Source organism: Saccharopolyspora ipomoeae (assembly GCF_029952525.1).
Classification (GTDB): domain Bacteria; phylum Actinomycetota; class Actinomycetes; order Mycobacteriales; family Pseudonocardiaceae; genus Saccharopolyspora; species Saccharopolyspora ipomoeae.
Genome location: NZ_JASAOF010000003.1, coordinates 135,047 through 157,016, shown reverse-complemented (window position 1 = coordinate 157,016; position 21,970 = coordinate 135,047). Strand labels below are relative to the sequence as shown.

Sequence of the window (21,970 nt, the reverse complement as noted above, 5' to 3'; positions counted from 1 at the left end):
GCGCGGCCGGTGAGCTGGCAGGATTCGAGTCCGAATCGGTCCGGGTTCGCCGGGCGGGTGGTCACGCAGGGGGAGTGAAGGTGTCGGAGAGCAGCAGCGTCCAGCGGAACCTGGCTCTGCAGCGGCAGTGGTACGGCGAACCGCTGGGGGACCGGGTGCGCCGTCTGGTCGTGGCCTTCCGCATCTCGCAGGCCCAGCTGGCCGACGTGCTCGGCATCAGCGCGCCCATGCTCAGCCAGGTGATGAGCGGTCGCCGCGCCAAGATCGGCAACCCGCAGGTGCTGGCCCGGCTGGTGATGCTGGAGCGCAAGGTCCTCATCCCCGGCGTGGCGGCGGGCGAGTCGGACGCGATCAAGCAGGCGCTGGAGGACGTGCGCCAGTCGCAGCCCTCCGTGGGGCGCGACAACCTGCCGGTCAAGCAGGTGGCCAACGGCGAGCAGATCGCCTGGCCTGTCCTGCTGGAGGCCGCCAAGCCCACCGAGCTGGAGGCAGCCGCTTCGCTGCTGGAGGGCCGCTACCCGAGACTGGCGGGCCTGCTGCGGAGGGCCGCGGACAGCGAGTGAGGGCTGTTCGGGAGTTGCTTTGCTCGGCGGTGCGGGCAGCAGAACCTGATCGGCTCCGTGGACTCCGTGCGGCGCTCCTGATGTGTGCCGATACACGGCCTCCCGGTGTGCTCGCCACGAAGCCGATCAGAACCTGCGGCGGTGCGAGCTGCCGGGGTGGTGGAAGAGAATGCGGCTCCGCCGCATCGCTCAACGGCTCCAAGGCGCGATACTCGCCGGATGCGGCTGTTCACCGCGCTGCAACCGTCCGAGGAGGCGGTGCGGCACCTCGCCGGGACGATCGCGGACCTGGACCCGGTCCGGGTGAGCGAGGTGACGGCGGGTCTGCGCGGGTTCCGCTTCACCGCCGCCGAGCGCTGGCACCTGACGCTGCGGTTCCACGGAGACGACGCCGACCCGCAGGAGGTCGCCGACCGCCTCGACCGCCGCTTGGCGCGGGTGGCCACCGGGCCGCTCTCGCTGCGCCTGAGCGGGGCGGGCGCGTTCCGGGGAGTGCTGTGGGCCGGGGTCGAACCGGCCACCGACGGGGATCGGCGGGCGCTGCGCGCGCTGGTCGGCGCGGCCGGGGGCGACCCGACCCGGTTCCGGGCGCACCTGACCGTCGCCCGGTGGTCGGCGGGTCGCGCGGACCGGCGGTCGCTGGCGGGCCTGCTGGCCGGCTACCGGGGTCCGTGGTGGACGGCCGGCGAACTCGCGGTGATGCGCAGTGACCTGGGCGGAAGCGCTCCGGTGCACCGGGTGGTGCACCGCGCGCCGCTGACGCGCGAGGAGTCGGGGTAACAGGGGCGAGCAGGGCTTCCCTGTTATCCTGGCCTGTGGATCGGCTGCAGTCCGTGGTGGCCGAATTCCGAGGTGACCGGCCCTCGTGGCGCGGTTCCTCCCGGGCGGTTCACCGCCCACCGACACGGGACATCGTGAGAAGGAGCATTTCGTGGCGCTGTCCACTGAAGAGAAGAAGACGATCCTGGCCGAGTACGGCCTGAAGGACGGCGACACCGGTTCGCCGGAGGCCCAGGTGGCCCTGCTGACCAAGCGGATCACCGGTCTCACCGAGCACCTCAAGCAGCACAAGCACGACCACCACTCGCGTCGTGGCCTGCTGCTGATGGTGGGTCGCCGCCGTCGTCTGCTCAACTACCTGACCAAGGTGGACATCGAACGCTACCGTTCGCTGATCCAGCGACTCGGTCTGCGTCGTTGACGTGACACCGGGGGGAGTGGCCGCGGGCCGCTCCCCCCGGTGCGTAAAACCGGGCGGTGCCTCACCGGCGCCGTCAGCAACTCAATAGAGCGCTCACGGTGGCAAGCACTGGGTGCAGGCGTCCGCCGGTCCTCGGTAGTGGCTGCCGGGCAAGTCGTCACGAGACGGTCCCGGGAGCTTCGATCGATGGCCGGCCTTGTCGGATCACCGATCCGGATGCTCCTGCCGTGGGCGTTGTGACGATAGGGAGTCACCTTGACTGAAGCGATCGAAGAGGGCGTGTACGAGTCGACCGCCGTGCTGGACAACGGCGCGTTCGGCACCCGTACCGTCCGTTTCGAGACCGGCCGGCTCGCGAAGCAGGCCGCCGGGAGCGTCGTCGCGTACCTCGACGACGAGACCATGCTGCTGTCGGCCACCACGGCCTCCAAGCAGCCGAAGGAGCACTTCGACTTCTTCCCGCTGACCGTCGACGTCGAAGAGCGGATGTACGCCGCGGGCCGCATCCCCGGCTCGTTCTTCCGCCGCGAGGGGCGTCCGTCGACCGACGCGATCCTGACCTGCCGCCTGATCGACCGTCCGCTGCGCCCGTCGTTCGTCGACGGCCTGCGCAACGAGGTCCAGGTCGTGGTCACCGTCATGAGCCTCAAGCCGGGCGACCTCTACGACGTGCTGGCGATCAACGCCGCGTCGGCGTCCACCCAGGGCTCGGGCCTGCCGTTCTCCGGCCCGATCGGTGCCACCCGCATGGCGCTGATCGACGGCCAGTGGGTGGCCTTCCCGAACCACGAGCAGCTCGAGCGCGCCGTGTTCGACATGGTCGTCGCGGGCCGCATCGTCGGTGACGACGTCGCGATCATGATGGTCGAGGCCGAGGCCACCGAGAAGACCGCCGAGCTCGTCGACGGCGGCGCCCAGGCGCCGACCGAGGAGATCGTGGCCGCGGGTCTGGAGGCGGCCAAGCCGTTCATCCGGAACCTGTGCGTCGCCCAGCAGCAGCTGGCCCAGGCCGTGAACAAGGAGACCCAGGACTTCCCGGTCTTCCCGGCCTACCAGGACGACGCGTTCACCGCCGTCGAGCAGGCCGCCTCCACCGAGCTGGCCGAGGCGCTGAAGATCGCCGGCAAGCAGGAGCGCGAGACCCGCCTCGACGAGATCAAGGCGTCGCTGCTGGAGAAGGTCGGCACCGGCGAGGGCGAGGCCTTCGAGGGCCGCGAGAAGGAGATCGGCGCGGCGTTCCGCTCGCTGACCAAGAAGCTGGTCCGGCAGCGCATCATCCGCGACCAGGTCCGCATCGACGGCCGCAGCCTGACCGACATCCGCAGCCTGTCCGCCGAGGTCGGCGTGATCCCGCGGACCCACGGTTCGGCGCTGTTCGAGCGCGGCGAGACCCAGATCCTGGGCGTCTCCACGCTGAACATGCTGCGGCTGGAGCAGACCATCGACTCGCTCTCCCCGGAGACGACGAAGCGGTACATGCACCACTACAACTTCCCGCCGTACTCGACCGGTGAGACCGGCCGGGTGGGCAGCCCGAAGCGTCGCGAGATCGGCCACGGTGCGCTGGCCGAGCGCGCGCTCGTTCCGGTGCTGCCCTCGCGCGAGGAGTTCCCGTACGCCATCCGGCAGGTCTCCGAGGCCCTGGGCTCCAACGGTTCGACCTCGATGGGCTCGGTCTGCGCCTCGACGCTGTCCCTGCTCAACGCGGGTGTGCCGCTGAAGGCCCCGGTCGCGGGCATCGCGATGGGTCTGGTCTCCGACGAGGTCGACGGCAAGACCCACTACGTGGCGCTGACCGACATCCTCGGTGCCGAGGACGCGTTCGGCGACATGGACTTCAAGGTCGCGGGCACGAAGGACTTCGTGACCGCCCTGCAGCTGGACACCAAGCTGGACGGCATCCCGTCCGAGGTGCTGGCGCAGGCGCTGGGCCAGGCGCGCGACGCCCGGTTCACGATCCTGGAGGTCATGGCCGAGGCGATCGGCAAGCCCGACGAGATGAGCCCGCACGCCCCGCGCGTGACCTCGGTGAACATCCCGGTCGACAAGATCGGCGAGGTCATCGGCCCGAAGGGCAAGATGATCAACTCGATCACCGAGGAGACCGGCGCCGAGATCACCATCGAGGACGACGGCACCATCTACGTGGGTGCGGCCGACGGCCCGTCCGCGGAGGCGGCGATCGACAAGATCAACGCCATCGCGAACCCGCAGCTGCCGAAGGTCGGCGAGCGCTTCCTGGGCACCGTGGTCAAGACCGCGGCCTTCGGCGCGTTCGTCTCGCTGCTGCCGGGCAAGGACGGCCTGGTGCACATCTCCAAGCTGGGCAACGGCAAGCGCATCGGCAAGGTCGAGGACGTCGTGAACGTCGGCGACAAGCTGCGCGTGGAGATCGCCGACATCGACAACCGCGGCAAGATCAGCCTCATCGTGGTCAACGACGAGGAGGAGTCCTCGGAGGGCGACGCGGCTCCGGCCGAGGCCACCGCGGCCGAATGATCCGCTGAAATCCGTCGATACGGCCCGTCCCGGTCAGCCGGGGCGGGCCGTATTGTCGTGGGTGCGCGGGGTGCGCGCAGAGGCGATGAAACAGGGATATGAAGCAGCAGAAGCAGACAGCCGGACACCTGCAACGTCCCGGGACGACCCGGGTCCTCGGGCACAACGGGACCGCCGAAGTGCGGCGGACGGTCCTGCCGGGCGGGCTGCGGGTGGTCACCGAACCCGTGCCCGGCGTCCGCTCGGCGTCGGTGGGCATCTGGGTCGGCGTCGGGTCCCGGGACGAGACCCGCGCGCAGGCCGGTGCCGCGCACTACCTGGAGCACCTGCTGTTCAAGGGCACCGCGAAGCGGACCGCCGTGGGCATCGCGCAGGAGATCGACGCGGTCGGCGGTGAGCTCAACGCCTTCACGTCCAAGGAGCACACCTGCTACTACGCGCACGTCCTGGACGAGGACCTGCCGCTGGCGGTGGACATGCTCTGCGACGTGGTCTTCGACGCGATCAACGACGCCGCCGACGTCGACGTCGAGCGCAGCGTGGTGCTCGAGGAGATCGCGATGCGCGACGACGACCCCGAGGACCTGCTGCACGAGCTGTTCTCCACCGCGGTGCTGGGCGACAGCCCGCTGGGGCGGTCGGTGCTCGGCACCGAGGAGTCGATCACCGAGATGACCCGCAACCGGGTCCACGGCTTCTACCGGCGCAGCTACCGGATGCCGAAGATGGTCGTGGCCGTGGCGGGCAACATCGAGCACGCCACGGTGGTGCGGCTGGTCCGCAAGGCCCTGGGCGACCGGCTGGCCGGCGACGAGCACCCGGAGGAGCCGCGCGGCGGACGGGCGCGGCTGCCGAAGCAGGAACCGCTGGTGCTGCACCCCGACGACACCGAGCAGACGCACCTGCTGATGGGCTGCCGCGGGCTGGACCGCTACGACGAGCGGCGGTTCTCGCTCGGCGTGCTCAACGCGGCGCTGGGTGGGGGCATGAGTTCGCGGCTGTTCCAGGAGATCCGGGAGAGCCGGGGCCTGGCGTACTCGGTGTACTCGTCGAGCTCGGCCTTCTCGGACGCCGGCACGTTCTCGGTGTACGCCGGGTGCACGCCGGAGCGCCTGGGCGAGGTCGCCTCGGTGATCCGCGCGGTGCTCGCCGACGTCGCCGCCCACGGCCTGTCGCCGGAGGAGGTCGACCGCGGCCGCGGTCAGCTGCGCGGCGGTCTGGTCCTGGGTCTGGAGGACAGCGCGGCCCGGATGAGCCGCATCGGCAAGACCGAGCTCAACTACGGCCGCCACTACACCGTCGAGGAGACCCTCGCCAAGATCGAGGCGGTCACCCCCGACGATGTCGCGGCGCTGGCCAGGGACCTCCTCAACCGCCCCTTCACCACCGCAGTCGTCGGGCCGTACAAGACTCCAGAGGACCTCCCGGAGGGCGTGTAGCTCACCAGGGGACAGTTTTAGTCATAATTGCCCATGATCAATGTCCGTTTTGTCTGGTCAATTATGACTAAAACCGTCCCGATGCTGGAGGAGCGCGCGCACGTCGGCCCACACGAGATGGTGTCGGTCACCACGCGGGGTGGGTCGTCGGGCGTGCGAGGGGTGGGTGCCTAGACTCCGGGGCGGCAGCGTCGTTGCGGAGAGGTGTATCCACGGTGATCAAGGTTGGTGTGCTGGGCGCCCGCGGGCGGATGGGGTCCGAGGCCGTGCGAGCCGTCGGCGAGGCCGCCGACACCGAGGTCGTCGCCGAGGTCGACCACGACGACCCGATCGAGCGGCTCGTCGAGTCCGGCGCTCAGGTCGCCGTGGACCTCACCCACCCCGACGCGGTGCTGGGCAACATCCGCTTCTGCGTCGAGAACGGCATCAACGTCGTGGTCGGCACCAGCGGTCTCGGCCCCGCCGAGCTGGACTCGATCCGCTCCTGGCTGGCCGACAAGCCGGAGGTCGGCGTGATCGTGGCGCCGAACTTCGCCATCGGCGCGGTGCTGTCGATGCGGTTCGCCGAGCTGGCCGCCAAGTACTTCGACTCCGCCGAGATCGTCGAGCTGCACCACCCGAAGAAGGCCGACGCGCCCTCGGGCACCGCGGCCCGCACCGCGCACGTCATCGGCCAGGCCCGCCAGGAGGCCGGGCTCGGCGAGATGCCCGACGCCACCACCAAGGACCCTGACGGCGCTCGCGGCGCCGAGGTCGACGGGGTGCGGGTGCACGCGGTGCGGATGACCGGCCTGGTCGCGCACCAGGAGGTCATCTTCGGCACCGAGGGCGAGACGCTCACCATCCGGCACGACTCCTACGACCGCCGCTCGTTCATGCCCGGCGTGCTGCTGGGCGTGCGCGAAGTCGGTGGCCGGCCGGGCCTGACCGTGGGGCTCGACTCGCTCATGGGGATCTGAGGTGGCCAAGCCGCTGCTGACCGCGCGCACCGCCGCGTTCGTGGTCGCGCTCGTGCTGCTGGTCTACCTGGTGCTGATGGGCGGCCGCGCGATCACGATGATCAGCAGCGGCGAGCCGGTCTTCATCGCGCTGGGCCTGGCGATCCTGGTGTTCCCGGTGCTGGGCGCGGTGCTGGTCGCCGACCAGCTGCGCTTCGGCGCGTCCACCGAGCGGCTGGCCCGCAGGCTCGACGACGAGGGCGCGCTGCCCGACGTCTCGCACCTGCCGCGCCGCCCGTCGGGCCGGGTCGAGCGGGACGCGGCCGACGCGTGGTTCGACGCCAAGCAGACCGAGCTGGAGTCCTCGCCGCAGGACTGGCGCCGCTGGTTCGCCCTCGCCCAGGCCTACGACCTGGCGGGCGACCGCAACCGCGGCCGCCGCGCGATGCGCAAGGCCATCGAGCTCGAACGCGACGACCGCTGAGGACCCTTGTGGTCCTTCTGCGGGTGGCGAAACCGAGCGCTTCCGCGGTCTCCGTGCGCCGCTCTTGATGCGCGACGCGGCGTCCCGGCGTGCTCGCGAAAGCGCTCAGAACCCGCGGCGGTGCAGGTTGCTCGGGTGGTGCGGCTCCGCCGCATCTGAACAGCCCCTAGCCGCAGGCGTTCGCCGCGGCTTCGGCGTCGTGCTCGTGGATCCACTGGAGGGTGTCCGGGATCGCGGCCAGCCGCCGGTCGCGTTCGTCGGCCTCGGGTCCGTCGGGCAGGTGCAGCAGGGCTGAGGCCACCCACGAACTGCGCTGGACCGCGCGGGTTCGGGCGCGGCGCAGCCGTTCGTAGCGGGGGAGCGCCTGCTCCGGCGCGAAGCGGTGCAGCAGCGAGGCGAGGGTGGCCGCGTCCTCGATGGACTGGTTCGCGCCCTGGCCGTGGTGCGGCAGCATCGCGTGCGCGGCGTCGCCGAGCAGCACGATCCCGTCCCGGTGCCAGCGGCGCAGCGGGCTCTGCCCGAACAGGGCCCAGCGCTTGTGCAGGCTCGTCGCCTCGATCATCTCGCGCACGCCCGGGTGCCATCCGGTGAAGGGTTCGCGGAGCAGGTCCGGTGAGACGTCGGCGACCCAGCTGGAACCCGGCCAGGTGGCCGGATCGTCCACCACGGCGAGGAAGTTGACGAACGAGCCGTCGCCGATCGGGTAGTGCAGCACGTGCGCGCCCGGCCCCATCCAGAACTGGATGGCGTCGGGATCGGGCAGGGAGGGCATCTCCTCGCGGTGGATGAGCCCGCGAAAACCGCTGGTGCCGGAGTACGCGGCGGGTTCGGCGTCGGCGACCCACCGGCGGGTGGTGGAGTGCACGCCGTCGGCCCCGACGACGAGATCGGCGTGCGCGACGACGCCGTTGGCGAATTCCAGCTCGTGGCCCCGGTTCTCGGTCGAGATGCCCACCAGCCGGTGATCGAGGTGGAGGTCTTGCGGCCCGCAGGCCTCGGCCAGCACGGCCTGCAGGTCGGCCCGGTGCACGCCGCAGTAGGGCGATCCGAACCGCTCCGCGTACGCCTCGCCAGCCGTGAACGAGGCGACGCGACCGCCCTCGCGCCAGTGCCGGTAGATCAGCTCGGTGGGCACCGCGCTCGCGGCGTCCAGGGGTGCGCGGAGTCCGAGGGCGTGCAGCACGCGGGTGCCGTTGGCCGACAGCGCGACCGCGGCGCCGACTTCCCGCAGCTCGTCGGCCCGCTCGTAGACCGCGGCGCGAATTCCCCGCCGTCGCAGTGCGATCGCGAGCGTGAGCCCGCCGATCCCGGCTCCGATGATCGCCACCGATGGTGTCCTCGTCGTCATGCGCGCCCCCTGCGGTCGTCGTTGTACCGATCGGTACGGCGAGTTGCACGCTAGTTGTACCGATCGGTACGGTCAAGAGGTGAGCTCACGAGGCGACAAGCGCGCTGACCTGCTGCGCAGGGTTGTCGACCACCTTGCCGAGCACGGCATCGCCGATCTGTCGCTGGCGCCCACGGCCGAGAAGCTGGGGACCAGCAAGCGGATGCTGCTGTACTACTTCGGCAGCCGCGACGCGCTCATCGCCGAGGCGATCGCCGCCAGCCGCCCGGACATCGCGGACCTGTTCCGCGACGTCGGTGACACCGACGAGCTGGAGCGGGCGGCGTGGCAGCTGTGGGAGGCCATCACCCGAGGTCGCCAGCAGCGCCCGATCCGGATCCTGTTCCAGGTGCTGAGCCTGGCCCCCACGCAGCCGGAGCGCTACGCCGCGCTCGCCGCCAACGCGGTCACCGCGATGGTGGAGCCGCTCGTGCCCGTCTTCCGAGAGCTCGGATTCGGTGAGGCCGAGGCGCGTTCTCGCGCGAGCCTGCTCATCTCGGGTCTGCGCGGCCTGTGCCAGGACCGCATCGTGACCGGGGACGAGGAGCGGATCGAGGGCGCCGCGGGAACGCTCATCCGCGCGGCCACGGCGGTGGAGAACCGGAAAGAGTAAGTCCGGACCGGATTCGGCGCATACCGCCGTTCGGTCTACTGATCTTCCTTACCAGGGGATTCTCAGAATGCTCGTGGGATGGTTTCCCACAACGTGGTTGAACGTTGACACGTCTCGGGAAGTTCCCGATCATTTCTGCCATGTCCAGGTTCGCCTCTCTGGTGACTCGCCTGCACGTCGATCTCCGACAGCAGGCCAGCGCGCTCTGTCACGCATAAGGACCTCTTTCTCCCGCCGCTGCACGGCGTTCTCTCCCTCCGAGTAGTTCACGACGAAGCTCGCCCGGAAACTCGCGCAATTCCGGGCGAGCTCGATTCGCCGTGCCCGATTTCGGAATTCTCCACGAAAATCCGGAGTACACATGAAGAAGAGTCTGAGACGGCTGCCCATCGGGCTGGCCGCCGTAGCCTTGGCCGTCAGCGCGATCACGCTGCCGGTGCCGGACGCCCACGCCGACGTCGACGTGTCCACGCAGTCGGTCAAGGGCGCCGACGGCAAGGACTACACCGTCACCAACCACGTCGTGAAGAGCGCGCTCGAGAAGTCCACATCGGACGGCAAGCCGAAGGAGTGGCTGGTCGTCTGGGCGGGTGACGAGAACATCGCGGACACCGCGGTTTCCGACGTCCGCAACCTTCCCGGCTCGCTCAAGGGCGGCACCGGCAAGGTCGCCAACGCCCTGCCGGGGCCGGACTTCCTGGCCGTCATCGACGCGACCAAGGGCTCGCCCGGCTACGGGCAGGTGGTCAACACGATCACGGTCGGCCCGCTGGTGGAGAACGAGCCGCACCACATGCAGTACGTGTGGCACAAGGGCGACACCATCTACGCCGGTGCGCTGTTCCTCGGCGCCACCTACGCGTTCGATGTCTCGGCGCTGCCGAACGTCAAGCTCAAGGGCGTCAGCCTGCCCACCCAGACGCCCGGTGGTTCCGTCCCCGACGCCTACTGGACGCTCAAGGACGGCACCGCCTACGGCACCTACATGGGCGGCCCGGTCGTCCCCGGCCCGTACCGGTACTCCGACGGATCGACGCACCTGGGCAACGGTTTCGCCGGAAGCCCCGGTGAGGTCGTGCGGTTCGACCCGAACGGCAAGGTGCTCTCGGAATCCCCGGCGGCCACGCCGGGCGGGGACAACGCGAAGCTGTGCGACAACCTGCCGCGGATCGGCACGCCGACCTGCGCCAACCCGCACGGCGTCCAGGCCCGCGAGGATCTCAACACCCTCGTGACCTCGGACTACGCCGAGCCGCGCAACATCATCCTGGACCCGGTCAAGACCCCGTCGCCGTACCTGCGGCGGCCGACGGTGCGGACCTGGGACATCTCCGACCGCAACCACCCGAAGCTCAAGGCGGTCTCCTACCTGCCCGACGGTCCGCGCGCGAACCCGAAGGACCCGCTGCACAACGAGAGTCGTGCCGCGATGGAGACCACGGTGACCAACCTGCCCGGTCACAAGGGCGCCTTCGCCCAGACCATGCAGGGCGGTGCGGTGTTCTACACGCCGGACATCACCGCGCCGGAACCGCACTGGCGCCAGGTCTTCGACGACGGTGCCGCCGCGGTGCGGTTCGACCCGGCCAACGACGCCAACGGTGGCAGCTCCAACGGCGGCTGGCTGCAGACCAGCCCGGACGACCGGTTCCTGTACCGGGCGATCCAGGGGCGCGCGCCTGGCACGTTCGGCAAGGACGACCCGGGCACCACGGGTGGTGTGTACACGCTGGACATCCAGAAGCTGGTGAACTCCGGCACCGATTACCAGTGCAACATCGACACCATCGAGGAATCCCAGAAGGGCGGCGCCGAGGCCGACTGCCCGACGGTGGCGGGCACGACTCCGATCAACCCCGGCAAGGCCACCGGTGGCCCGCACTGGGGCGCCTACGACAACTTCAAGCTGGGCCCGGACGGCAAGTACGCCGAGACCCAGGTCCCGGGCCGGCTCGCGGTGTCGAACTACTTCGTCGCGCGCACCGGCAACGACGGTGACCACAAGGTCAACATGGTCACCCTCGGGCCGGACGGGAAGGTCCAGGTCGACGACACCTTCCGCGACGAGGTGACCGGCGAGGTCGGCGTCAACTTCAACCGGCGGTCCTGGCCGCACGGGGAGTTCGGCAACGCCAAACCGCACTCGCAGCTGTTCGTGGTGGCCGAGAACGACCTGAAGTAACCGGTTCTCAAGAGCCGTCACCGGATTCCTGGACGCAGTGGCGAACCGGGTGGCCGCCGTCCTGCGGCGGCCACCCACCCCTGCCCCCCGACCGAGAGCGAGCGTGGAAGACATGCACACCCACACCGGAGTGTCCAGTGTGGACTACCTGGCGCTGGTGCTGCGCGTCCTGCTGCTGACCGGCACGGCGCTCGTCGCCGGCATCGGCCTGCTGCGCGCGGGCGCCGCGATGCGACCGCTGCTCGCCTGGGCCTGCGGCGGCGTCACCGCCGCGCTGGCCGCGGTGTCGGCCGTCGTGCTGGACATCAACACCGGCTTCGCGGTCGCGCACGTCGCGCTCGCCATCGCGGTGCCGCTCGCGCTGCGCTGGCGCGGACCCGCCGCCTTCCTCGGATTCGGGCTGGCGCTGCTGCTCATCGCCGAGGCCGCCCTCGGCCACACCTCGCTCCCCTTCCTCCTCGACACGGTCGTCGTCGCGGTCGCCGTCGTCTGGTTCGGCCTGGCCCTGGCCAAGAGCTGGAACCCCGACGGCGGACTGCGCCCCCGGCCCATAGCGCTGACCGCCGCGATCGCCCTCCTCGGCGTCGGGATCGGGCAGCTGGTGCTGTCCGGCCTGCTCGACCGCCGACTGCTCAGCACCGGCCACGGCATCGCCGTCCTGGTGCTGCTGATCGGCGCGATCGCGGTGCTCGCCGTGACGCTCGTCATCCGCGACGACGGCCGCACCTACCGCTTCGGCGCCGTCGGCGTCCTCGCCGTCGTGCTGGCCTGGGCCACCCTGCCCGGCCTGCCGCTGCCGCAGGACCTGCCCGTTCCCGGCGTCGCCCGGCTCGACCAGGCCGCCGGAACCCCGGTGCTGGTCAGCCCGAACCGCGTAGGGCGCAACCTGGTGCACTTCCCGGAGAGCGCGGGGCAGGGCATCACCATCGAGCACGGCGGCACGATCTCCCGCGCGGTACCCAAGCCCGGCGCCAGCGGCACCTGGGCCGTGGTCGACCTGCCGCCCGGCCGCAGCGACCTGGTGATCCAGCGCGGCGAGGAGACCGGCAGCGTCGACGTCGACACCGGCGACCTGCCCGAGGTCCCCGGCACCGCCGAACCCGAATGCGCCAGCGCCGCGCTGGGAACCGTCGCCGCGGGCGCGCCCGCGCCGGTGACCTGCCCCGACACCGCGCTGCTGCCCGAGGACGCCGACGCGCTGCGCAAGAACGTGGCCTTCCTCGCCGACATGAAGGTGCCCTCGCTCGCCGTCGACGGCGACGACACGCCCCGCAGCAAGGCCGCCGTCGAGGTCGTGCGCGCCGAGGCCGCGCGCCGCGGAGTACCGCTGAGCGGCAGCTCGGAGGGCGCGTTGCTGCAGGTCTCCGGCTGGGCGCAGGCGTCCCAGAATCTGGAACGGGCGTGGTTCGTGTACGGAATTCACGTCGCGCCCTGGCTGTTGCACGGTCCGGTGGTCACCTCGGCCCCCGGTGTGGCCGTGCCGCTGCGCTTCGACCCGCGCGACCGCAACGCCCTCACCTACGGCATGACCCAGTCCAGCGCCTTCGGCGACCCGCCGTCGCTGTCCGGATACCGGGAGTGGGCGAGGGTCCTAGGGGAGAACCTCAGCGGAGAGGTCACCATCTACGCGTCCGCCCAGGTCGACGTCATGCAGATGGGCGGACACCAGCACGGCGGCAACAGCGGCCAGTGGATCCCGCAGGGGACCATCGTGGCCGTGTCGAGCCCGCTCACGGAGAAGTAGGAGAGCAGCACATGTCTGTTGTGGACGTTGAAAGACCGGCACCGCCACCGGTGCGCACCGCGCCGCCCGCGCAACGCGGAGTCGTCGCGATCGGCATCGCCGTCGCCGTCGTGCTCGGCCTGGCCGTGGTCAACGCGGCCGGCTGGAAGATGCTGGTGGTCTACCTCATCAGCCTCGGGCTCGGCCTGGTGCTGTTCCACTCCCGCTTCGGCTTCACCTCCGCCTGGCGGCAGCTGATCACCGTCGGGCAGGGCCGGGCGATCCGCGCCCACATGCTGATGCTCGGCGTCGCCGCCGTGCTGTTCGCGGGCATCCTCGGCAGCGGCTTCTCGCTGTCCGGCACACCCGAAGCGCAGCTCCAACCCGCCGGGCTCGGCGTCGTCTTCGGCGCGTTCCTGTTCGGCGTCGGCATGCAGGTCGGCGGCTCCTGCGCCTCCGGCACGCTGTTCGCCGTCGGCAGCGGGCAGACCGCGATCCTGTTCACCCTCGGCGGTTTCATCGTCGGCTCGGTGTTCACCGCGTTCATCTCGCCGTTCATCAAGACCGTGCAGAACATCGGCCCGACGGTCTCGCTCGCCGACACCCCGCTCGGCTACGCGGGCGGCGTGCTGTTCACGCTGCTCATCATCGGCGCCGTCGTCGGGATCTCGCTGCTGGTCGAGCGACGCCGCACGCCCCCGCCGATCGACCAGCCGCCGGTCGCCAAGGGCATCCTGCGCGCGCTGCGCGGCTCGTGGCCGCTGTGGGTCGGCGCCGTCCTGCTGGCCGCGCTCAACGCCGCGACGCTGTTCGTCTCCGGCGGCACCTGGGGCATCACCTCCGCGTTCGGCCTGTGGGGCGCGAAGATCCTCGGCTGGGTCGGCGTCGACATCTCCGGCGCCCCGTTCTGGCAGAACCCGGAGAACGCCGCGAAGCTCGCCTCGTCGGTGCTCACCGACCGGATCTCGGTGATGGACTTCGGAATCATGGTCGGCGCCCTCGTCGCCGCCGCGCTCGCCGGTGCGTTCACCCTGCACCGCAAGATCCCCTGGAAGATGGCCGTCGGCGCCGTCCTCGGCGGAATCCTGATGGGCATCGGCGCGCGGTTCGCCGGTGGCTGCAACATCGGCGCCTACTTCTCCGGGGTCGCCTCGTTCAGCCTGCACGGCTGGCTGTGGGGCGTGATGGCCATCGTCGGCACCTACGCCGGCGTCGCGCTGCGACCGCTGTTCGGACTCGGCAATCCCAAGCCGTCGGACGCCGTCTGCTGATCGTCCACCGGCTGCGGTCGCGGCCGGTGGTGAGGAAGAAGGAGGAACGAACATGTCCGCATCCGTCCGCCGCGCCGCCACCGCGGTGGCCCTGGCCGTGAGCGCCGCCCTGCTCACCGGCGGGGTCGCCCAGGCCGAAGCGATCTGGGTCCTGCCCGGGGTCGACCTCGGTGCCGTGCTCACCCCGACCGTGCAGCTGCCGACGCAGCTGCTCGCCCCGGTCGTCGCCCTGCTGGCGGGTTGATCAGGTAGTGCGTCCGCAACCCGCTGCGCGGCCCGCGCACCGCGCGGCAGGTCGGCTCCAACGAAGGGAACCAGCATGAACAGCACCGCATCCCGCGCCATCACCGCCGCCGTCCTGGCCGGAGCGGCCCTGTGCACCACCGCACCGGCGGCCCTGGCCGGTCCCGAGGCCCCGGCACCGGCGGCCGTCGTGGCTCAGGACGGGCCGGCGATCGTCGACGAGCCCGACACCGGCGACCTCAACGACAAGTGGACCTTCGCGCCGATCGGCGTCCCGGTCTTCGGCCTGGTCGACTCGGTCCTGGGAATCCCGGGACGGCTCGGCCTGCCCGCGCTGCCCAGCCTGCCGAGCTTCTGAGCCAGAGGTTCCTGACGCGGAGCAGGCTCCCCCGACGTCCCCTCGTCCCCCACGGCGAGGGGACGTCCCCTTTTCCGGGTCGCTCGTCGTGAGGGCACTTCACGGGCCGAGGTGTTCACAGCCAGGTCGTCATCGCCGTCGGAGCCGCGGCGAGAACGCCGAAGCGGGCGAAGCGGCCGACGAAACCGGTGAGCAGGAACGTGGTGACCGGCACCTTGGCCCACCCGGCGACGAACGCCACCGCCGCGAACGGCGGGAGGCTCGCCACCGCGCTGATCAGCAGCACCGCACCCGCCCAGACCGGGCGGCTGCGGCAGTTCTCCCGGAACGACTCCAGCCACGCCCGCCAGCGTCCCCGGGTCTTGGGCGCCTCGCGCTCGCGGCGCACGAGCCCCGGAAGCCGGATGCTGCCGCGCGCGGCGTAGTAGTGCAGCAGCTTGCCACCGATCTGACCGGCCGCGATGACCAGCGCCAGCACCCACCACGGGATCTCGGGTTCCTTGAGGACCAGCCCGACCACGAACAGCTCGACGCTGATCAGCGGGAGCAGCGCCGAGGCCACCGACACTCCGAAGGTGGTGGAGAGCAACCCGATGATGGTCAGCACGGTCGGCTCCTGGTGGGGGCAGGCGTCAGTGGTGCTCGAACTCGAAGTCCAGCGGACCGGTCAGGCGCATCTCGCGCAGCGGGCGCCCACCCGCGTCCAACGTGCGCACCGTACCGTCCGGTGACCATCCCGCAGCGCGGTAGAACGACAGCGACGCCGAGTCCGACTCCGGGACCCAGGCGATGCCGCGCGTGGCACCGGCTGCGGCGTACCGGCGCCCGACCGTGCCCAGCAGCCGTCCGGCGTGCCCGCGCCGACCCCAGCGCGGCTCCACCAGCAGTGCGCTGACCAGCACCGTCGTCGACGCGTCCGCGGGCAGCGACCCGTCGGCCGCGGCGACCTCGGGTTCCGGCGCCGGACCCGCGGCGCAGAAACCCACCGTCCAGCGACCCTCGATCGCGAGCAGCACGGTCGCCGAGCCCGAGGTGACGGCTTCGCGCCACTCCTGCTCGGCCGCCGCGCTGTCCAGCCCGGCGAGCACGGCCGGCGGGAGGATCTCGGCGTAGGCGGTCTGCCACGTCTCGACCTGGATGCGCGCGATCTCGGCGGCGTCGGACGCCACCGCGTCGCGCACGTCGGCTTCTGCCATGCGCGCCAACCTAACGCGTCGTGCGATCACGCCGGGCACCCAGCCCGTCACCGTGGGAGGCCGCAGCAGGTGGTCGCTGGTCGTCGGGCTGTCGGGGGCGGCTGGCACGATTCCTCGGGTGCAGACCATCAGCAACGACACGGCACGCCGAATCGCCCTCGCAGCGCAGGGCTTCGCCGACCCCCGGCCGCGAGGCGCGGTGACCCGACGGCACCTGCAGCGCGCCCTGTCCAGGACCAAGCTGCTGCAGCTGGACTCGGTGAACGTCGCGGTGCGCGCCCACTACATGCCGCTGTTCAGCAGGCTCGGCGCCTACCCGGCGGAGCTGGTCGACACCGCTGCCTGGTCGCACACCACCCGGCAGCCCCGGATGCTCGTCGAGTACTGGGCGCACGAGGCGTCGCTGATCCCCGTCGACGACTGGCCGCTGCTGCGGTGGCGGATGCGCGAGTACGGCGGCGCGTGGCGCAAGCGCTCCCGCGACCTGCTGGAGCAGAACCCCGAGCTGGTCAACGACGTCCTCAACGCCGTCAAGGAGCTGGGACCCATCGGCGCAGGCCGGCTGGAGCGCGAGCTCGGCGGTGGCGAGCGGCAGGGGCGCGGACCGTGGTGGAACCGCACCGACACCAAGCGGGTCTGCGAGCTGCTGTTCGCGATGGGGGAGCTGACCACCGGAACCCGCCGCGGCTTCGAGCGGCTCTACGACCTGCCGGAACGCGTGCTGCCCGCCGAGGTCCTGGCCCACGAACCCGAGGACGCCGAAGCCGTCCGCGCCCTGGTGGAGCGCTCGGCCGAGGCGGTGGGCGTGGGCACCGAGACCGACCTGCGCGACTACTACCGGCTGTCGCCGGAGCAGTCGAAGCAGGCGGTCGCCGAGCTCGTCGAGGACGGCGTGCTGGAACCGCTGGTGGTGCACGGATGGCGGCAGCCCGCCTACCGGCACACCGACGCCCGCGTTCCCCGCAAGGTCACCGGCCGCGCTCTGCTGTGCCCGTTCGACCCGCTGATCTGGGAGCGTTCCCGCGCCGAGCGGATCTTCGGTTTCCGCTACCGCATCGAGATCTACGTCCCGGAACCCAAGCGGCAGTACGGCTACTACGTCTTCCCCTTCCTCCTCGACGGTGAGCTGGTCGGTCGCGTGGACATCAAGGCCGACCGCAACACGGGCGTGCTCCGGGTCCCCGGCGCGTTCCTCGAACCCGGCCACGACGCCACCCGCGTCGCACCCGAGCTGGCCGCCGCGCTGCGCGACATGGCCGGCTGGCTCGGACTCGACGACGTCGTGGTGGGCGAACGAGGTGATCTCATCCGCCCCCTCAACGCGGAACTCGCTGCGACGTAGCGGTTTTCAGTCTGCGGCGGAGCCGCACTCTCTTCCACCGCCCGAACAACTGGCACCGCTGCGGGTTCCGAGCGGCTTCGTGACGAGCGCACCGGGGCGCCGTGCGTTGGACATGCGTCAGGAGCGGCGCAGGGAGTCCACGGAGGCGCTCCGGTTCCGCTACCGGCACCGCCGCGCAAGACGACCGCAGGCCATTGACCCTCAGCTCGCGGTGGCCAGGACCGCGTCACCGCTGCCGGTGCGTCCGAAGACCTTGAGCGTCGGTTCGGTTTCCGGTGGTTGATCGGACACGTCCAGGTCGCTGCGCGCGGTGCCGGTGGAGGAGGTCAGGTCGACCTCGGCGGCCGTGCCGCGGTGCAGCGACACCTGCAGCTCGCCGGACCCGGTGATCAGCTCGACCTGCCCGTCGACGGCGTCTGCCACGGTGATGTCACCGCTGCCGGTGCGCACCAGCACGTCGCCGGACACCTCGCCGAGCCAGATGTTGCCGGACCCGCTGCCCACCGAGGACGCCGCCGCGAGCGAGCCCACCTCGATGTCACCGCGCCCGGAGCGCACGTGCACCCCGCCGCGCATGGCACCCAGCCGCAGGTGCCCGGAACTGCTGCGCACGGTGGCCCGGTCGGTCGCCTCCTCGACCGCGACGGCTCCCGCCCCGGCCTGCACGTTGACCTTCCCGGCCGTGCCCGTCAGCGACACTTCCGAGCCACCGCCCTGCACGCTCACCTCCGAGCCGGTCGGCGCGGTCACCCGCACCGCCAGCGGCACCCCGCGCAGCGGCGCCGTGGACGGAGCGCGGACGACCAGCCGGCCTCCGCTGAGGTCGATCCGCGTGCGGCGCACCGCCTCGACGAGGGGCTCCCGCGGCAGGGAACCCAGGTCGACTCCGCGCGCGCCGCCGGGAACGTTCGCGCCGAACTGCTCGCTGACCCAGCTCAGCAGCCCGGACAGCCCGTTCTGCCAGTCCTGCCCGGTCGACGACGGGTCGTGCCGGACGTCGACGTGCGTGACCGCCGTGTCCGTCAGCTCGACCACGACCGAGCCCCGGTTGTTGCCGATGTCGATGCGCAGCGGGCCATCGGTGTCGAAGTCCTGACTGCGCAGCAGGTCGGTCAGCTCTTCCTCGGCCTCGGACCACTCCTGGTCCAGGTCCGGGTCCTCGTTGTTGTCGGTCATCTCCAGTCGCCTTTCCGCCATCGCCCGGTCAGCCCTGCACCCAGCCGTGGATGCGGGAGCCGCCGCCCTCGCCGCCGGGCCACCCGCCGAAGCCGGGGCCGTCCCACGGCCCGCCGCGCCCGCGGCCGTGGCCGCCGTGCCCGTGACCCCCATGTCCGGGGCCGCCATGTCCGCGACCGCCGCGCCCGCGTCGCGGCCGGTCCCACGGCCCGCCGCGGCCGCGTCCCTGCAGCGCGCCCTGCACCGCCTGCGCGACGAAGGTGTTCAACGAGACGCCCTGGGCGGACGCGGCCTGCTCGGCCTGGGACTTGATCTCCTCCATCAACCGCAGCGTGATGCGGCTGATGTCGCCGTTGTCGCCGCTGGGCGGCGGGGGAGGTGGTGGTTCGCTCTCGGTCTCGGTGCTCGGCGGAGTGCCTCCGCCGCTGACCACGACGCGCAGGTCGCGGCCGTCCAGTCGCAGGTCGACGACCTGCCCGTCGAGATTCGTCGTGACCTCTGCGGCGAGGTCGGACAGTGCGTTCATGATCGCCAGCCGCGCGGCCGGTTCGATCGCGCCGGACAGCACCGCCGCGGTCTGCCGCGTCTGGTCGTCGCCTGCGGCAGCGGCGGAGGTGAGGTCTTCGCGAAGCTGGTCGATGTACGGGTTCAGATCCATGACACCACTATGCCGTCATCGATGACGTCATGCAACGACACGATGGTGTCAACCGACGTCAGGCGATCGCGTCGCCGCCGGTCGTTAGGCTTCCGGGCAGGGGAGTCGTGAGAGCAGGAAAGGGGCGCGCCCGTCGTGACCGAGATCGTGCGGCCGAACGTGCAGCTGGTCGGCAAGACCGAGTTCTTCCCGCCGGAGGACGTGGACTGGTCCACCGACGCCGACGGCGGGCAGGCGCTGGCCGAGTTCGCGGGCCGGGCGTGCTACCAGTCGTGGCACAAGCCGAACCCGGCGACGGCCACCAACGACGGCTACATCAAGCACATCCTGGAGGTGGGTCACCTGTCCGTGCTGGAGCACGGGTCGGTGTCTTTCTACCTGACCGGGATGTCCCGCTCGCTGACCCACGAGCTGATCCGCCACCGGCACTTCTCCTACTCGCAGCTCTCCCAGCGCTACGTCCCGGAGCGCGACGCCGCGATGGTCGAGCCCGACGTCATCGCCGAGGACCCGGAGCTGCACGAGCGGTTCGTGAAGGCCACCGAGGCCAGCGCGCAGGCCTACACCGAGCTGCTGGCCGCGCTGGAGGACAAGTTCGCCGACGACCCGACGATGACGCTGCGCCGCAAGCAGGCCCGGCAGGCCGCTCGCTCGGTGCTGCCCAACGCCACCGAGACCCGCATCGTCGTCACCGGCAACTACCGCGCCTGGCGGCACTTCGTGGCGATGCGCGCCTCCGAGCACGCCGACGTGGAGATCCGCGCGCTGGCGGTGGAATGCCTCAAGCAGCTGCAGAAGGCCGCGCCGAACGTCTTCAGCGACTTCGAGATCACCACCCTCAAGGACGGCACCGAGGTCGCCTCCAGCCCGCTGGTCACCGAGGGCTGAGCACACCGGCGGGGAAACCCCGGGTGCCGTTTTCGTCTCGATCCGCGATGCGGCGGCCGCTCGGCTTGATCGGCGTTTAGAGTGGGCCCATGGGTGTCGCCAGCGATGAACGCCAGCTGTTGTGCGAGCTGTTCGAGCGAGTCGGCCCGGACGCGCCGACGCTCTGCGAGGGGTGGGCGACCCGGGACCTCGCGGTGCACCTGGTGGTGCGCGAACGCCGACCGGACGCACTCGCGGGCAAGCTGATCAAGGCCCTGGCCGAGCGCGGCGACCGCGCCGAGCAGGAGCTGCGCGAGCTGGCCTGGCCCGAGCTGGTCGACCAGGTGCGGCAGGGACCGCCGAAGTGGAACCCGATGAGCATCGGCGGGGTCGACGAGACGGTCAACGCCGCCGAGTTCTTCGTGCACCACGAGGACGTCCGCCGCGCTCAGCCGAACTGGCAGCCGCGCCCGTCCGACGAGACGCGCGACGAGGTCCTGTGGAAGTCGCTGGGCCGTGTCGCGCGGATGTTCTACGGCCGCAGCCCGGTGGGCGTGGTGCTGCGCCGCACCGACGGCACCGAGATCCAGGCCAAGCGCGGCCCGCGCACCGTCCGCGTCGTCGGTGAGACCGCGGAGCTCCTGCTCTACGCGTTCGGCCGCAGCGAAGCGAAGGTCACCTTCGAGGGGAACGAGGCCGACATCATGGCGATGCAGGACCTGCGCCGCTCGTTCTGAAGAACCGCCCGCCGATCTGAAGAACTGCTCGTCAGGGCCCTGGAAGACCGAAAGAAACACGTCTGTTCGAGCTCGTCGGAATCACCTTTCCGGCGGGCTCGGTTCAGCCCGGTCCGGCTGTCTTCGGCGGGCGTCTGACCAGGTAGCGTCAGGGCCATGACCGACTGCCCCACCGCCATTCCGGGCCGCCCGTTCGGCCGCGTCCTGACCGCCATGGTCACGCCGTTCGACGAGGACGGGAAGGTCGACCTGAAAGTGGCGCAGGAGCTCGCCGCCTACCTGGTCGACAACGTCGGGAACGACGGGCTGGTCGTCAACGGCACCACCGGTGAGAGCCCGACCACGACCGACCAGGAGAAGGAGCAGCTGCTCCGCGCGGTGGTCGAGGCCGTGGGCGACCGGGCGACCGTCGTCGCCGGTGCCGGCACGAACAACACCGAGCACTCCGTGGAGCTGGCGCGCTCCGCCGAGAAGGCCGGTGCGCACGGCCTGCTGGTCGTGACCCCCTACTACTCCCGGCCGCCGCAGGAAGGCCTCTACCAGCACTTCTGGACGGTCGCCGACGCCACCGAGCTGCCGGTGATGCTCTACGACATCCCGCCGCGCAGCGTCGTGCCGATCCAGGTCGACACCCTCAAGCGGCTCGCCGAGCACCCGCAGATCGTGGCGGTGAAGGACTCCAAGCACGACCTGTGGGCGGGCAGCGAGGCGATGAACGACGCCGGGCTGGCCTACTACTCGGGCGAGGACCCGCTGAACCTGCCGTGGTTGTCGGTGGGCGCGGTCGGCTTCGTCAGCGTGATCGGTCACGTGGTCGGCGACCGGCTCCGCAAGATGCTCGACTCCTACGAATCCGGTGATGTCGCAGGCGCTATGGAGGTCCACAAGGGACTCCTGCCGGTGTACCGGTCGATGAACTTCGTCGGTGGCGTCATCTTCGCCAAGACCGCGCTGCGGTTGTGCGGCTACGAGACCGGCCAGCCGCGGCTGCCGCTGCCGGCCGCCACGGAGGAGCAGGTGCGTCTGATCACCAGCGACCTGTGGGATGCTGGCCTGGTATTGGTCAACCCGGACGCAGCACAGAGGTGACACA

General features: G+C 71.1%; 22 protein-coding genes. 17 read left to right on the top strand and 5 right to left on the bottom strand.

Annotated features, from left to right (window positions below):
• The first annotated feature begins 80 nt into the window (after nt 1-80).
• The 7 genes from QFW96_RS07330 to QFW96_RS07300 all read left to right on the top strand — a co-directional run bounded on the left by QFW96_RS07330 (nt 81) and on the right by QFW96_RS07300 (nt 7,124).
• On the top strand, nt 81-563 hold the full coding sequence (locus tag QFW96_RS07330; RefSeq protein ID WP_281454787.1) for a helix-turn-helix domain-containing protein: 483 nt from the start codon (nt 81-83) through the stop codon (nt 561-563).
• 219 nt (nt 564-782) lie between these two features.
• Nucleotides 783-1,343 (top strand): RNA 2',3'-cyclic phosphodiesterase, encoded by a 561-nt coding sequence (gene thpR / locus QFW96_RS07325; protein ID WP_281454786.1) that lies wholly within the window; start codon nt 783-785, stop codon nt 1,341-1,343.
• Nucleotides 1,344-1,494: 151 nt separating this feature from the next.
• Nucleotides 1,495-1,764, top strand: coding sequence for a 30S ribosomal protein S15 (rpsO, locus tag QFW96_RS07320; protein ID WP_281454785.1), 270 nt, complete (start codon nt 1,495-1,497; stop codon nt 1,762-1,764).
• Nucleotides 1,765-2,019: 255 nt separating this feature from the next.
• Nucleotides 2,020-4,263, top strand: a complete 2,244-nt coding sequence (locus QFW96_RS07315; protein WP_281454784.1) for a polyribonucleotide nucleotidyltransferase — start codon at nt 2,020-2,022, stop codon at nt 4,261-4,263.
• Nucleotides 4,264-4,361: 98 nt separating this feature from the next.
• The gene (locus QFW96_RS07310; RefSeq protein ID WP_281454783.1) at nt 4,362-5,702 is read left to right on the top strand and encodes a M16 family metallopeptidase; all 1,341 of its coding nucleotides are present in this window, start codon (nt 4,362-4,364) and stop codon (nt 5,700-5,702) included.
• Nucleotides 5,703-5,917: 215 nt separating this feature from the next.
• On the top strand, nt 5,918-6,661 hold the full coding sequence (gene dapB / locus QFW96_RS07305) for a 4-hydroxy-tetrahydrodipicolinate reductase (RefSeq protein ID WP_281454782.1): 744 nt from the start codon (nt 5,918-5,920) through the stop codon (nt 6,659-6,661).
• 16 nt (nt 6,662-6,677) lie between these two features.
• A complete protein-coding gene (locus tag QFW96_RS07300) occupies nt 6,678-7,124 on the top strand; it encodes a hypothetical protein (protein WP_425524734.1) in 447 nt (148 codons plus the stop codon).
• A 166-nt stretch (nt 7,125-7,290) separates the two neighbouring features.
• Here QFW96_RS07300 and QFW96_RS07295 read toward each other — a convergent pair whose 3' ends face one another.
• Entirely contained in the window at nt 7,291-8,451 is a 1,161-nt protein-coding gene (locus QFW96_RS07295) for an FAD-dependent monooxygenase (protein ID WP_281454781.1), read from the bottom strand.
• A 100-nt stretch (nt 8,452-8,551) separates the two neighbouring features.
• Here QFW96_RS07295 and QFW96_RS07290 point away from each other — a divergent pair, with 100 nt between their 5' ends.
• The 6 genes from QFW96_RS07290 (at nt 8,552) to QFW96_RS07265 (ending at nt 14,901) form a co-directional block, all read left to right on the top strand.
• Nucleotides 8,552-9,124 carry a TetR/AcrR family transcriptional regulator gene (locus QFW96_RS07290; RefSeq protein ID WP_281454780.1) on the top strand — a complete coding sequence of 191 codons (573 nt, stop codon included), beginning with the start codon at nt 8,552-8,554 and terminating at the stop codon, nt 9,122-9,124.
• Between the two features lie 361 nt (nt 9,125-9,485).
• The gene (locus QFW96_RS07285) at nt 9,486-11,306 is read left to right on the top strand and encodes a hypothetical protein (protein WP_281454779.1); all 1,821 of its coding nucleotides are present in this window, start codon (nt 9,486-9,488) and stop codon (nt 11,304-11,306) included.
• 112 nt (nt 11,307-11,418) lie between these two features.
• On the top strand, nt 11,419-13,050 hold the full coding sequence (locus tag QFW96_RS07280) for a hypothetical protein (RefSeq protein ID WP_281454778.1): 1,632 nt from the start codon (nt 11,419-11,421) through the stop codon (nt 13,048-13,050).
• Nucleotides 13,051-13,061: 11 nt separating this feature from the next.
• Nucleotides 13,062-14,300, top strand: coding sequence for a YeeE/YedE family protein (locus tag QFW96_RS07275; protein ID WP_281454777.1), 1,239 nt, complete (start codon nt 13,062-13,064; stop codon nt 14,298-14,300).
• A 52-nt stretch (nt 14,301-14,352) separates the two neighbouring features.
• Nucleotides 14,353-14,544: a hypothetical protein gene (locus QFW96_RS07270; RefSeq protein WP_281454776.1), complete on the top strand. Its 192-nt coding sequence runs from the start codon at nt 14,353-14,355 to the stop codon at nt 14,542-14,544.
• A 75-nt stretch (nt 14,545-14,619) separates the two neighbouring features.
• On the top strand, nt 14,620-14,901 hold the full coding sequence (locus tag QFW96_RS07265) for a hypothetical protein (protein ID WP_281454775.1): 282 nt from the start codon (nt 14,620-14,622) through the stop codon (nt 14,899-14,901).
• 115 nt (nt 14,902-15,016) lie between these two features.
• On the opposite strand, the gene QFW96_RS07260 is transcribed toward QFW96_RS07265, so the two are convergent.
• Both QFW96_RS07260 and QFW96_RS07255 read right to left on the bottom strand, forming a co-directional pair.
• Complete coding sequence (locus tag QFW96_RS07260) at nt 15,017-15,508, bottom strand: hypothetical protein (protein WP_281454774.1); 492 nt, start codon at nt 15,506-15,508, stop codon at nt 15,017-15,019.
• A 25-nt stretch (nt 15,509-15,533) separates the two neighbouring features.
• A complete protein-coding gene (locus QFW96_RS07255; protein ID WP_281454773.1) occupies nt 15,534-16,097 on the bottom strand; it encodes a GNAT family N-acetyltransferase in 564 nt (187 codons plus the stop codon).
• A 118-nt stretch (nt 16,098-16,215) separates the two neighbouring features.
• Here QFW96_RS07255 and QFW96_RS07250 point away from each other — a divergent pair, with 118 nt between their 5' ends.
• On the top strand, nt 16,216-17,439 hold the full coding sequence (locus tag QFW96_RS07250) for a winged helix-turn-helix domain-containing protein (RefSeq protein ID WP_281454772.1): 1,224 nt from the start codon (nt 16,216-16,218) through the stop codon (nt 17,437-17,439).
• A gap of 201 nt (nt 17,440-17,640) precedes the next feature.
• On the opposite strand, the gene QFW96_RS07245 is transcribed toward QFW96_RS07250, so the two are convergent.
• Entirely contained in the window at nt 17,641-18,615 is a 975-nt protein-coding gene (locus QFW96_RS07245) for a DUF4097 family beta strand repeat-containing protein (RefSeq protein ID WP_281454771.1), read from the bottom strand.
• A gap of 28 nt (nt 18,616-18,643) precedes the next feature.
• Nucleotides 18,644-19,273: a toxin-antitoxin system HicB family antitoxin gene (locus tag QFW96_RS07240; RefSeq protein WP_281454770.1), complete on the bottom strand. Its 630-nt coding sequence runs from the start codon at nt 19,271-19,273 to the stop codon at nt 18,644-18,646.
• Between the two features lie 135 nt (nt 19,274-19,408).
• Between QFW96_RS07240 and thyX the strand changes: the two genes are divergently transcribed.
• The 3 genes from thyX to dapA all read left to right on the top strand — a co-directional run bounded on the left by thyX (nt 19,409) and on the right by dapA (nt 21,966).
• Nucleotides 19,409-20,161, top strand: coding sequence for an FAD-dependent thymidylate synthase (gene thyX, locus QFW96_RS07235; RefSeq protein ID WP_281454769.1), 753 nt, complete (start codon nt 19,409-19,411; stop codon nt 20,159-20,161).
• An 89-nt stretch (nt 20,162-20,250) separates the two neighbouring features.
• Entirely contained in the window at nt 20,251-20,877 is a 627-nt protein-coding gene (locus QFW96_RS07230; RefSeq protein ID WP_281454768.1) for a TIGR03085 family metal-binding protein, read from the top strand.
• 156 nt (nt 20,878-21,033) lie between these two features.
• A complete protein-coding gene (dapA, locus tag QFW96_RS07225; protein WP_281454767.1) occupies nt 21,034-21,966 on the top strand; it encodes a 4-hydroxy-tetrahydrodipicolinate synthase in 933 nt (310 codons plus the stop codon).
• Nucleotides 21,967-21,970 lie beyond the last annotated feature (4 nt).